The sequence below is a fragment of the Paenibacillus crassostreae genome (assembly GCF_001857945.1).
Taxonomy (GTDB): Bacteria; Bacillota; Bacilli; order Paenibacillales; family Paenibacillaceae; genus Paenibacillus_AQ; species Paenibacillus_AQ crassostreae.
The window spans coordinates 2,378,348-2,390,428 of record NZ_CP017770.1 but is presented as its reverse complement, the minus strand read 5'-3'; the positions used below and the strand labels follow the sequence as shown (position 1 = coordinate 2,390,428).

General features: G+C 42.5%; 10 protein-coding genes and 1 other RNA gene. 10 read left to right on the top strand and 1 reads right to left on the bottom strand.

Translation table 11 applies throughout. The features are described 5' to 3' along the window. Positions 1-36 precede the first annotated feature (36 nt). The 5 genes from eno to ssrA all read left to right on the top strand — a co-directional run bounded on the left by eno (position 37) and on the right by ssrA (position 6,172). On the top strand, positions 37-1,323 hold the full coding sequence (gene eno, locus LPB68_RS11065) for a phosphopyruvate hydratase (protein WP_068654747.1): 1,287 nt from the start codon (positions 37-39) through the stop codon (positions 1,321-1,323). Positions 1,324-1,506: 183 nt separating this feature from the next. Next, entirely contained in the window at positions 1,507-1,737 is a 231-nt protein-coding gene (gene secG / locus LPB68_RS11060) for a preprotein translocase subunit SecG (RefSeq protein WP_068654745.1), read from the top strand. A 343-nt stretch (positions 1,738-2,080) separates the two neighbouring features. Next, positions 2,081-4,939 carry a ribonuclease R gene (gene rnr, locus LPB68_RS11055; RefSeq protein WP_082865552.1) on the top strand — a complete coding sequence of 953 codons (2,859 nt, stop codon included), beginning with the start codon at positions 2,081-2,083 and terminating at the stop codon, positions 4,937-4,939. 127 nt (positions 4,940-5,066) lie between these two features. Next, positions 5,067-5,549: an SsrA-binding protein SmpB gene (gene smpB, locus LPB68_RS11050; RefSeq protein ID WP_068654743.1), complete on the top strand. Its 483-nt coding sequence runs from the start codon at positions 5,067-5,069 to the stop codon at positions 5,547-5,549. A 258-nt stretch (positions 5,550-5,807) separates the two neighbouring features. Beyond that, positions 5,808-6,172, top strand: a transfer-messenger RNA (tmRNA) gene (gene ssrA / locus LPB68_RS11045). Positions 6,173-6,265: 93 nt separating this feature from the next. Here the strand turns inward: ssrA and LPB68_RS11040 are convergent. Further along, complete coding sequence (locus LPB68_RS11040; RefSeq protein WP_068654741.1) at positions 6,266-7,006, bottom strand: nitroreductase family protein; 741 nt, start codon at positions 7,004-7,006, stop codon at positions 6,266-6,268. Between the two features lie 121 nt (positions 7,007-7,127). Here LPB68_RS11040 and LPB68_RS22285 point away from each other — a divergent pair, with 121 nt between their 5' ends. The 5 genes from LPB68_RS22285 (at position 7,128) to LPB68_RS11015 (ending at position 12,020) form a co-directional block, all read left to right on the top strand. Continuing rightward, positions 7,128-7,427: an alpha-L-arabinofuranosidase C-terminal domain-containing protein gene (locus LPB68_RS22285; RefSeq protein ID WP_237087888.1), complete on the top strand. Its 300-nt coding sequence runs from the start codon at positions 7,128-7,130 to the stop codon at positions 7,425-7,427. 258 nt (positions 7,428-7,685) lie between these two features. After that, the gene (locus LPB68_RS11030; protein WP_068654738.1) at positions 7,686-8,315 is read left to right on the top strand and encodes a polysaccharide deacetylase family protein; all 630 of its coding nucleotides are present in this window, start codon (positions 7,686-7,688) and stop codon (positions 8,313-8,315) included. Between the two features lie 297 nt (positions 8,316-8,612). Further along, entirely contained in the window at positions 8,613-9,260 is a 648-nt protein-coding gene (locus LPB68_RS11025) for a 2OG-Fe(II) oxygenase (RefSeq protein ID WP_068654736.1), read from the top strand. 402 nt (positions 9,261-9,662) lie between these two features. Then, the gene (locus tag LPB68_RS11020; RefSeq protein ID WP_068654734.1) at positions 9,663-10,481 is read left to right on the top strand and encodes a methyl-accepting chemotaxis protein; all 819 of its coding nucleotides are present in this window, start codon (positions 9,663-9,665) and stop codon (positions 10,479-10,481) included. 258 nt (positions 10,482-10,739) lie between these two features. Further along, positions 10,740-12,020, top strand: a complete 1,281-nt coding sequence (locus LPB68_RS11015) for a mechanosensitive ion channel family protein (protein WP_068654733.1) — start codon at positions 10,740-10,742, stop codon at positions 12,018-12,020. Positions 12,021-12,081: the final 61 nt, after the last annotated feature.

The following is a 12,081-nucleotide window of genomic DNA, read 5'->3' as shown; positions in this document are numbered from 1 at the left end:
AAAAAAATACAGTTACAATAAAAGGAGAAAAAACACATGACTATTATTTCAGACGTGTATGCTCGCGAAGTCCTAGACTCTCGTGGTAACCCAACAGTTGAGGTTGAAGTTTACTTAGAATCCGGTGCTCTTGGCCGTGCGATCGTTCCATCTGGTGCATCTACTGGTGCCCATGAAGCCGTTGAGCTTCGTGATGGTGACAAATCTCGTTACCTTGGTAAAGGTGTATTGCAAGCTGTAAAGAACGTGAACGAAATTATTTCCCCTGAAGTGATTGGTATGGATGCATTAGATCAATTGGGAATCGATAAATTGATGATCGCTCTTGATGGAACTCATAACAAAGGTAAATTGGGCGCAAATGCAATTCTAGCTGTGTCTATGGCAGTAGCTCGTGCAGCTGCTGAAGCTTTGGATATCCCATTGTATGTATACCTTGGTGGATTCAATGCGAAACAATTGCCAGTACCAATGATGAACATCATCAATGGTGGTGAGCATGCTGACAACAACATCGATGTTCAAGAGTTCATGGTTCTTCCTGTTGGAGCTCCTTCATTCAAAGAAGCCCTTCGTACAGGTGCTGAAATTTTCCACAACCTTAAAGCCGTTCTTCAAGCAAAAGGTTTGAGTACAGCTGTAGGTGACGAAGGTGGTTTCGCGCCGAACCTTGGTTCGAATGAAGAAGCAATCACTACAATCATCGAAGCTATCGAAAAAGCTGGTTACAAACCAGGCGTTGACGTATTCCTAGGTATGGATGTTGCTTCTACTGAGTTCTACAAAGACGGTAAATACACACTTGCTGGCGAAGGTAAATCTTACACTTCCGCTGAGTATGTTGACCTTCTTGCTTCATGGGTTGATAAATACCCTATCATTACAATCGAAGACGGTATGTCCGAAGATGACTGGGATGGTTGGAAATTGCTTACTGAAAAATTAGGCGACAAAATCCAACTTGTTGGAGATGACTTGTTCGTAACGAACACTGATCGCCTTGGCAAAGGGATTGAAGAAGGTATTGGTAACTCTATCTTGATCAAAGTTAACCAAATCGGTACATTGACTGAAACATTTGATGCTATCGAAATGGCAAAACGCGCTGGTTACACAGCTGTTATCTCTCACCGTTCTGGTGAATCAGAAGATAGCACCATTGCTGACATCGCTGTTGCAACTAATGCTGGTCAAATTAAGACGGGTGCTCCTTCTCGTACAGACCGTATTGCTAAATACAATCAATTACTTCGTATCGAAGATCAATTGGGTGAATTGGCTCAATACAGCGGTATGAAATCTTTCTACAACTTGAAGAAATAATTAATGATAGATAAAGAGCCAGTTCTGATGTTCGTACATCAGAACTGGCTCTTTCTAGTGAGTATGACAACAATCTTGTCAAATATAGGTTGAATGTGATACAATAAGAATGCTGTTTTCTGTATATTGATAAATGAAATTAACTTGGAATAGAATGTTTAACACGTTTAGGAGGTGGAATGAATGGAAATCTTTTTACAAGTGTTGTTAGCAGTTTTCTCCATTGGTCTGATCGCGGTGGTTCTTTTACAAAAGGGGAAGAGCGCAGGTCTTTCCGGTGCCATCTCCGGCGGAGCAGAACATCTCTTTGGTAAATCGAAAGCACGTGGCATGGACTTGGTTCTTCAGCGTGTAACCGTTGCAATGGCAGCAGGATTCTTTATTGTAGCAATCGCTGTAGCTGTCGTTATGTAATTAATTTTGAACTTTCAGAAACCTTCGCTCTTACATACTCTATGTGGAGAGAAGGTTTTTTTTTGTTAAAATATAAGAAAATATAAGTTTCACTTGAATCAATTTCATAATCGCTGATGCAGCTAAATCGGGTGCCGTCTTTGAAAAAGGACAGCATTGCCGTTTCTACTTGATATCTTTCTTAGTGATAATAAAAATCAAGGGATTAAAGGGATGTTTGCGATTGAAATCGTGTATACTAGGGTATGAGTATAGTGATGAAATAAATACCAACTAAATTATATAAAGCGAAAGATACATAGAACTTGCAGTTCATTAGTGCAAGTCATCTGAGGTGATAATCATGATAACAGAAGAAGAAATATTAAATTTTATGCGGGAGACTGCATATAAACCAATGACTTATCAAGAATTAGAACAACATTTCCGTATTGATAAGGCGCAAGATTTCAAGGAATTTGTAAAGGAATTGAATCTCCTTGAACAAGATGGGAAAGTAATTCTTACGCGTACGAATCGTTATGGCGTACCGGAACGAATGGATCTTATACGTGGTCGTTTACAGGCACACGCTAAGGGATTTGCCTTCCTAATTCCTGATGACCGGGAGCATCCCGATGTATACATTAATGCGAATGATCTTAAAGGTGCTATGAATGGTGATATCGTTCTAGTCCGAGTGACGTCTAAGAGTGCAGCCGGTGGTAAGCTTGAAGGAGAAGTTGTTCGTATTGTGAAGCGCGCTGTTACACAAGTCGTAGGCGTGTTCCAGAACAATGAGTCATACGGCTTCGTATTACCTGATGATAAGCGGATTAATCGAGATATATTTATACCTAAGGATGCATTTAATGGTGCTGTAGATGGCGAGAAGGTTGTTGTGCGGATTGTGAATTATCCCGAGGGTCGTTCGGCTGCAGAAGGTGAAGTGGCTGAGATTCTAGGTCATAAGGATGATCCGGGCGTTGATATTATCTCAATTATTCGTAAGCATCAATTGCCTGAGGCTTTTCCTGAAGAAGTTATGTCAGAGGCGGAACTTGCACCTGATACGATTACAGAGGAAGAGATTCTTAAGCAAGGTCGGCGTGATCTACGTCATAAAACCATTGTTACCATTGATGGTGAAGATGCGAAAGATCTTGATGATGCGGTGAATGTGGAGCTTTTACCGAATGGTCACTATCTGCTTGGCGTGCATATCGCCGATGTAGGTTATTATGTTCGTGAAGGTTCCGAATTGGATAAAGAAGCCTATGATCGCGGGTGTAGCGTGTATTTAGTTGATCGGGTTATTCCGATGCTGCCACACCGTCTTTCTAATGGGATTTGTAGTCTTAATCCACAGGTGGACAGGTTAACTCTGTCATGCGAAATGGAATTTAACGAACAGATGAAAGTAGTCAATCATGACGTATTCACCAGCGTAATTAGAACGAAAGAAAGAATGACTTATAATAATGTACGTAAGATTCTTGAGGGTGAAGAACCAGAATTGTTGGAACGTTATAGTGATCTAGTCGATAACTTCCATCAGATGAAGGAACTTGCTTTGAGATTACGTGGGAATCGGATGCGTCGTGGTGCCGTGGATTTCGATTTCGTTGAATCTAAAGTTATCGTCGATGAGAATGGTAAGGCTATAGACATTGTTAAAAGAGAGCGCTCCATCGCGGAGCAAATCATAGAGGAATTCATGCTTGCTGCGAATGAGACGGTAGCGGAGCATTTCCATTGGTTGAAGGTTCCATTCATCTATCGTATTCATGAGAATCCAGATCAAGAGAAGTTACAGAACTTTTTAGCATTTGCAGAGAATTTCGGATACCATGTCAAAGGTCGTGGTAATGCAATTCATCCAAGAGCACTGCAAGGACTTCTTGAAGATATTCAAGGTACGAAAGAGCAGACAGTTATTAGTACAATGATGTTACGTTCTATGAAGCAAGCGAAATACGACGCTGAGACATCGGGCCATTTCGGACTAGCAGCAGAATATTATTCGCATTTCACATCGCCTATTCGTCGGTATCCCGATCTAGCGATACACCGTGTTATTCGTGAAGTAATCGAGAATAAAGGTGTATTGTCAGATAAGCGTCAAGAATATTTGGCTTCTCGTATGCCAGATGTTGCGAAGCAATCTTCAGAACGTGAACGTGTTGCTGTAGATGCAGAAAGAGATACAGACCAACTGAAGAAAGCAGAATATATGCTGGATAAGGTTGGTGAAGAATTTGAAGGTATGATCAGTAGTGTAACGAGTTTCGGTATGTTTATTGAGTTAGAGAATACGGTTGAAGGACTCATTCGCTTGAGTGCATTGACAGATGATTATTATCATTTCAATGAACAGGTAATGTCGTTAATCGGAGAACGTACCTCTAAAGTATTCCGTATTGGTGATGAAGTGAAGATCCGTGTAGCCCGCGTTAATATGGATGATCATACGATTGATTTTGAATTGGTTGATATGAAACCACGCAGTGAAGGAAGCTCAGGAGGACGAGGTGGTCGTCCACAAGGGTCAGCTGGTGGGTTTAATAGAGGTCCCGGACGAGGTGGCAAGAATGGATCTCGTGGCGGTAAGGGCGCTGGAAGTAAAGCGAATGGAGCAAGTAAAGTATTTGGAGCAAAGAGCGGAGGCGCCAAGGCGGCTGGTGCAAATGGCGGAGGTAAGAAGAAGTCTATGGATATGATCGGTAATGCAGTGGCTGGGAATAGCACACCTAAGGATACAGTTGCTAAGAAATCAAGTGCAAATGGCACTAGAAGTAAAAAGAAGAACGGCGGATTTAATGGAATTAAGGGCGTAGTGAAGCCAGTTAGCGGCAATGGTGCAGGTGTGGTAGCCGAAGCTGTGAATCCTTCCATTCCGACTGAGAATGGTAATGCGGTGAAACGAAGTAGTGGAGCGCCTAAACGCGAAGGTGGAAATAGTGGTAAAAAAGGTGCTGGACGTAAGCGGGATCGTGGAGCAGGTGCTCCAGCAGGGCGGTACGATGCCTTGCAAACATCGCGCGGACCTGGCTTCGCCTTCGGTTCAGGTAAGGGAGGATATGGAGCAGCCTCTTCTTCAACTAGTGAAGCTGGACGTTCTGATAGTTCGTCCGCTGAGGGTAGTGCGCGTAAGGGTTCGGGTAGAGGTGGAATCTTCCTTGGTGGGGATGCAACACCTGGTAGTGGTGCAGGTAAGGAATAAGGCGAGCTAGCCACCTTATCTTGATTTTGAAGCAGGCAGTTGATACAATGGATTTCTGGTATGTTCCTAGATGGATGAGGAATAACTACCAGAATCCATTTTTTATATACACCAAAGGGGTGAGGACATGGGTAAGAATAATAGTGACGGGAAGGTCTTGGCCCAGAACAAGAAAGCTTCCCATGATTACTTTATAGAGGAAACGTATGAAGCAGGTATGGTGCTGACGGGGACTGAGATTAAGTCGCTACGTAATGGTAGATCCAATATCGGGGATGCGTTTGCTACGATTCGTAATGGTGAGATTCAGATCCACAATATGCACATTAGTCCTTTTGAGCAAGGGAACCGTAGTAATCCCATTGATCCTACGAGGACACGTAAATTGCTGATGCATAAGGCACAAATCAGGAAGTTGATTGGACTATCGAAGCAAGAGGGTTATACGATTGTTCCGCTAAAGATCTATATCCGTAATGGTTATGCTAAGCTTCTATTAGGTCTCGGTCGCGGGAAGAAACAATATGACAAACGCGATACAGCAGCTAAGCGCGATGCACAACGTGATATTCAACGTGCGCTTCGTGAGAAACAGAAGATTGCGCGGTAAGGTAGCCGATATGTGATTATAGGTGACTGGTCAACGGATTGGAGTGAATGATGGATGGAATGTCAGATATGTCCTATCCTTCCTATAACTTAATTTCATTATGAGTATTTATTGTGTTATACTAAACACATATCAGATCTACAGATCTTATATAAGTGATTACCTTCTAGCGGTCCTTTTTCATGGAGGAAAAGGATACTGAATAGAACATCATGTCTTGACTACTCAAGACTCTATCCTAGAAGCCCTTTATATCAAGGGGGCGTTTATGGATTCGACGGGGATAGTTTGAGCATGAGTAGCGGGTAGTGGGGACGCGTCCGCTTTATCAACGCTAAAGCCTATTAAATGGCAAAACACAAAACAACTACGCATTAGCAGCTTAATAACCTGTTAGCGTGCTCCTACCTAGCATCGTCCATGTGACTAGACTAGGGGCTAACAAATAGTGGAATACGCTGTCTCATCTCCGCCTGCGGTGAGCTGAAGAAGACAATCAGGCTGACCCAACGTATAGCCGGTTACGGGGCGATACTCGGGTGACATCAAATCCGTGACTACACCCGTAGAATCTTATGTGCCAATATTTTCGGACAGGGGTTCGACTCCCCTCGCCTCCATATTTAAATCCACAACCGGATTCGGTTGTGGATTTTGCATTTCAGGGATAAGAAGTTATAGGATAAGGTCAACATGCTCTTTATCCATAATTCCCATTATTTCAAATCAAATCCTTTACTTTTTACGTATTCCGTATACCCGCCCAACGGCAAATCTTTATCCAGCATAGCGATGAATTTCCCGGACCAGCTTGCCCTTTGTTTGTTATTCGTTCGCGCGCCGTAGTACTCCGATTTCCCGGTCATATCTTTCGCCTTTTCTTTAAGATCGAGATCATACCGGTTTTCAAAAAATACGGCAGACCGTGGTAACCGTGGCTTTTGCTCGGGGAGTTCGTCGGGAATGCCTACTGCAAGACCGACCAATGGAATGACGAAGTCCGGCAGGCCAAGCCATTCGTCCAGTGCGGGCAGAGCCTCGTTAATTCCGCCGATGATCACGGCTCCGAGCCCCATCGATTCGGCCGTCACATTGGCATTTTGCAGGGCAAGCGCGGTACTCAGCACAGCGGTTTGGTAAAAATACGAGAAGCTCAGGTTATGACCCATTTTTTCTTGTTGTTCAGGGCTGGCGGCCAGCATTATCCGATAGAGATCGGCGCAAAATATAAAAAAGTACCCACATTCCTCAATCGACGGATTTTCTGAATGCACCGCGATCTTCTTCCGCAGTTCCTGATCGGTAATGCCGATGATCGAGAACGGCTGCATATGTGCCGAGGTCGGTGCCATTTGCGCTACATCGACAATGGCTTCGATTTGCTCGTCAATCAACGGAATATTTTTAAACTTACGGATGGAGCGATGCTGGCGGATCACTTGCATGACCTCATTCATTATAATTCCCTCCAATTAGATGGTTTTTGTAGAAGCTGGCCAGTCTGCGGTAGGGCACGGGTGCTATGCCGACGAGTATCACTGGAAGGACGGCGTCGGTTCACGTGAGCAACGCAAGCATATGCTCAATACGAATTGGGGTTGTGGCGGCAACATCCGGGCCGATGGCACGATCGACATCAGCCTATGCAACATCGACCCGTATCGTCAGGGAGATGTATCGTTGCGGTTACGTGGATTAGGCCGAGACTTGAAAGTCAGTGGCCGGGTTTTGAAGCATGCAGATATGAACGCCCATAACACATTTGAGCAGACGGAGGCGGTGAAGCCTCAGATGTTTGACGGCATTACGAATGTAAGCGAAGGCGTTTTGATGGCAGCGCTGCCGCCAATGTCTGTGGTCGTGCTGACGCTGACTTAACACTTAACACTTAACGATTGTGTGCTAAGATGGAGAGAGATAGGAATGCTTGCAGGCGTGCGTGGAGTGAGTGGTCAAATCGGCTGTTTGATTGCGGAGGGAGGGGAAGACTTACGTCTTCGTCAGCGATGATACATATGTATTACCTGATTGAATGAGATACTCCTGAGGATTTTTAGAAAAACTGAGGGTGTTACGCCGCAGCAATACTGGATGCATTCGAATGCATTCATACTATATGAATCGGGAGGAATATGAATGGCCAAATTATCGTTAGTACATAAGGTCCTAACCCAGGAAAAGGCCGTCGCTTTTACGTTTGATGATGGCCCGCATCCGTTATACACGAAACAGATTCTGGATATCTTCCGCAGCAATAATGGTAAAGCGACCTTTTTTATGATCGGTCAAGAGATCAATGCGTTCGAGGATATCGCAACAGAGGTTCATCTTGCCGGGCATGAGATTGCCAATCATACATACTCGCATCCTGATATGACAAAATTGACGGTAGACGAGGCGCGGGCTGAATTGCAGCAGGCGGATGAGAGGATTCGTAAGTTGACGGGAAAGCCTGTATTGAACTTCAGACCACCGTTTTTTGGTGTTAATGACGATATTCTTTTGCTTGCAGCAGAGTTCGGATACCACTCAATCGGTGCCGTGAACGGTGAGGCGAAGGATTGGGAACAACCTGGTGTTGACTTTATTCTGGATCATACGAGACCAACCATCGAAAATGGTAGTATATTTTTGTTTCATGACGGGTATGGCGAACGTTCTCAAACGATTAAAGCTGTTCAGGTATTGGTAGAAGAGCTTGCTGCCGAAGGTTATCGGTTCTTGACCGTAAGCGAGCTACTTGGACTCGCTAATCCCCAGCTATAAAGGATTTGCCGAAGGTGAGCTATAGTTTAATCAACGTGTTGAATAAAGCATTGTTACACTGAATTGTGGCCCTGCACGTCCACCCCTCGCCTCTATACTTATTATCAGAAGAGACACCTTTTAGGTGTCTTTTTTGTTGTTCTGTATACATGGCGGTTATATGGAAATGAAGGGAGTCCTTGCGAAAACAGCCACGCTGTTTGATTATTTACTGTTTCTGAAGTAGTTCGAGCTAATTATTCCATTTAATGGTATGTTATTTTTGTGGTAATGTCATACTATAGGGGCTGCATAAAAATGATAGGGAATACGACGGAGAAAGAGCGGACGATATTTGATCATGCTGGAAATACGATCAAGACAGAAGATCGAGAGATTCGAATTATTGCCAAGTATGAGGAACCTCTGGTTGTCGTATTAGGAAATGTTCTTAGTGATGAGGAATGCGATGAGCTAATTAATCATTCTAGGGAACAATTGCAACGTTCAAAGATAGGCCAAGATCATGCGGTCAATCAAATTAGAACGAGTAGCGGGGTTTTCTGTGAGGAGAATGAGACGGTTACAAGAATCGAGAAGCGATTCTCTCAAATTATGAATATTCCTGTTGAGAATAGTGATGGCTTGCAAATTCTGCTGTATACCCCTGGCCAAGAGTATCAACCTCATTATGATTTCTTCGCAGAAACGAGTCGAGCAAGTACCAACAATCGAATTAGTACGCTCGTGATGTATTTGAATGATGTAGAGGATGGCGGAGAAACGACATTCCCCATGCTTAATTTATCTATTTTTCCTAGCAAAGGCATGGCGGTCTACTTCGAATATTTTTACAGTAATCATGAATTAAACGATCTTACCTTGCATGCAGGTACACCAGTGATCAAAGGGGAAAAGTGGGTTGCAACGATGTGGATGAGAAGACAAGTCTTTCGCTTCTCCTAGATGAATGGTCATTTACTGAGTATTTGGAAACAATGGAAAGTTAGGATGTTATTAATTCTAGTAACTCTCAGGTGATATCAAAACTTTGACTACGCCCATCGTGGAGCGCACTTTATGGCCAATATTTTCGGGCAGGGGTTCGACTCCCCTCGTCTCCATATTTATTATCAGAAGAGACACCTTGAGGAGAACCCTATAAAGGTAGTTTCTCTAAACCTATGAGAGAGTACCGCGAGAGGTACTCTCTTTGCTTTATTCATGTCCATGAGTAATCAATGATTATTCAAGATAATGGATAATTTGTATATTTACAATATTAATTAATGGTGCTAATATTAAATGTTTGATACATAAGATTGTTAAAATTTTAAATACATAGTTAATGATTGAGGAGAATCTGAGATGAACAGAATTGAATCGCTGGAAACTGTGGTTGCAATGGTTCCAATTCTAAAAGCTGCAGTTCCTGCAGAATTATCGATTGCTATTTGTGACACAGAAAAATTTATTGCTTATTGGCCTGGCGAAAATATTGATTTAAAGATATGCGTCGGACAATCGTTACAGCAAGAAGAACCGTTATCGCAGGCAATTCGAGAAGATATTGCATTAAGGTCGGAAGTATCTGCAGCATTTTATGGGTTTGAATTTACGGGGACAGCAACACCACTTCATGATTCTAATGGCCATGTAATCGGAGGTATAGCCATTCAGCTTCGAAAACAAAGTGAATTAATAGCGATTGCCGAACAAATGTCGAGTTCGTTAACACAGGCCACCAATCAGCTCTCTGAGGTCACAGAAGGTTCGGTTGTACTGGCGGAGTCTGCCATGCAGCTTCTTACGCTCGCCCATCGAACGGCAGAACATGTAAATGAAGCGGACAAAGTTGTATCGATTGTCAGAAGAGTAGCGGATCAGACTCACTTACTAGGCATTAATGCGGCAATTGAAGCAGCTCATGCAGGGGATCGAGGAAGAGGATTCGGTATTATAGCCGATGAGATACGGAAATTGTCCAATGGAACGCTTACTTCCACGAATTCAATTCAGGATACACTAAAAACATTCGAAGAGGCAATAAACGGAATGCGCGTATCCATTGAAAGTATGACGGCAACCATTGAACGCCAGTCCACGTCATCCCGACAGATTTTTGAATTTATTGAAGAGGTTCATCGGATGTCGGAGCAGCTAAATCAATTCGCAAAAAGATTATAATTTACCATAACGACGGACACCATGAGGTGTTCTTTTTTTGCAATTTCCCAGGTTTATTCCAGAAATTATTCACACGTGTACCAAAGTATTATGAAATGATAACCATTAAGTTTCAGAAAGATTGCGAGAGCAGTAAATGTGGTTCTCTTATTAGTCTTGCGAACTTTAAAAAAATGATGATTTATTCCCCTAACCTTTGCCTAGTATTGAAAACTATTCTATACTAGTAGCCTAATAAAAAGTGTTTAGGAGGAAACAATGGAATTCATAAGAAGTCAATTAGCTAGATTCGGAATAAGTTCACAAACTGTTGATTATCTTTCAAATACCATCATGGTCATTTTTATAGCTGGGGTCTGTATACTGGTTAATTATATAGCCAAAAAAATAGTTCTGAAGGTTATTATTCATATCATTACGAACAATCGGTACACGTGGGATAATATAATTTTGGAGAAAAAAGTTTTTCACAAGATATCTCATATCGTTCCTGCCATCATTCTCTATTATTCTGGGGCTGTATTTCCCGTCTATCAATATTGGATTGAAAAGGGCGCATTAACTTATATGATGATTGTGACCATAGCGATCCTTAATGCGCTGCTGAATGCCTTTGATGATATATACCGTTCATTTGCAATATCCAAGGTCAGACCAATCAAGGGATATATTCAGGTTGTGAAGATCATTCTATTTATCATTGGTAGCATAGTGATTATCTCGAACCTCATCGGCCAGAATCCGTTAATCATTCTCAGTGGTCTTGGTGCATTATCGGCTGTTCTGATGTTAATTTTTAAGGACTCGATATTAGGCCTAGTGGCAGGCATTCAATTGTCATCCAACGATATGGTACGTGTTGGTGACTGGATTGAGATGCCTAAATACAATGCAGACGGTGACGTCATTGATATCACATTGAATACTGTGAAGGTTATGAATTTTGATAAAACTATCACTATGATCCCTAGCTATGCTCTGATTTCAGACTCTTTTAAAAATTGGAGAGGTATGCAAGTTTCTGGTGGTAGAAGGATTAAGCGTTGTATCTATATAGACACAAGCAGCATACATTTCTGCACGGAGGAAATGATTGAGGAATTTAAGAAGATTCATTTTCTATCGGAATATATAACGACAAGAGTAAGTGAAATCGAAGAGTATAATACGGACAATCAAATTAATACATCCAATAAAGTAAACGGAAGACAGCTTACCAACATTGGTGTATTCAGAGTGTATATACATCAATATCTCAAGAATCATCCCAAAATCAATAAACAAATGACGCTCCTTGTTAGGCAGTTAGCGCCAGGGGATAGTGGGTTGCCGATGGAAATTTACGCTTTCAGCAACGATACCGATTGGGCGGTATATGAATCAATTCAGTCGGATATCTTTGATCACATTTATGCAGTGGCACCGGCATTGGGGATTCGGCTTTTCCAAAGTCCGACAGGATATGATATTACTCAAATAGAACGTAATCCTGCACATTTTGGAGATGAGAATAGCCAGAAATGGCAAAAGGGAATGTAGCAAGTAGCTGATAAATTTACCAGCGTATTCAGACCAAATTCAAACAGCGCGCACCGATAGA

Excerpts from the sequence above, each read along its gene's own strand:
- eno (WP_068654747.1), top strand. The coding sequence starts at position 37 with ATGACTATTATTTCAGACGTGTATGCTCGCGAAGTCCTAGACTCTCGT.
- secG (WP_068654745.1), top strand. The coding sequence starts at position 1,507 with ATGGAAATCTTTTTACAAGTGTTGTTAGCAGTTTTCTCCATTGGTCTG.
- rnr (WP_082865552.1), top strand. The coding sequence starts at position 2,081 with ATGATAACAGAAGAAGAAATATTAAATTTTATGCGGGAGACTGCATAT.
- smpB (WP_068654743.1), top strand. The coding sequence starts at position 5,067 with ATGGGTAAGAATAATAGTGACGGGAAGGTCTTGGCCCAGAACAAGAAA.
- LPB68_RS11040 (WP_068654741.1), bottom strand. The coding sequence starts at position 7,006 with ATGAATGAGGTCATGCAAGTGATCCGCCAGCATCGCTCCATCCGTAAG.
- LPB68_RS22285 (WP_237087888.1), top strand. The coding sequence starts at position 7,128 with ATGCTCAATACGAATTGGGGTTGTGGCGGCAACATCCGGGCCGATGGC.
- LPB68_RS11030 (WP_068654738.1), top strand. The coding sequence starts at position 7,686 with ATGGCCAAATTATCGTTAGTACATAAGGTCCTAACCCAGGAAAAGGCC.
- LPB68_RS11025 (WP_068654736.1), top strand. The coding sequence starts at position 8,613 with ATGATAGGGAATACGACGGAGAAAGAGCGGACGATATTTGATCATGCT.
- LPB68_RS11020 (WP_068654734.1), top strand. The coding sequence starts at position 9,663 with ATGAACAGAATTGAATCGCTGGAAACTGTGGTTGCAATGGTTCCAATT.
- LPB68_RS11015 (WP_068654733.1), top strand. The coding sequence starts at position 10,740 with ATGGAATTCATAAGAAGTCAATTAGCTAGATTCGGAATAAGTTCACAA.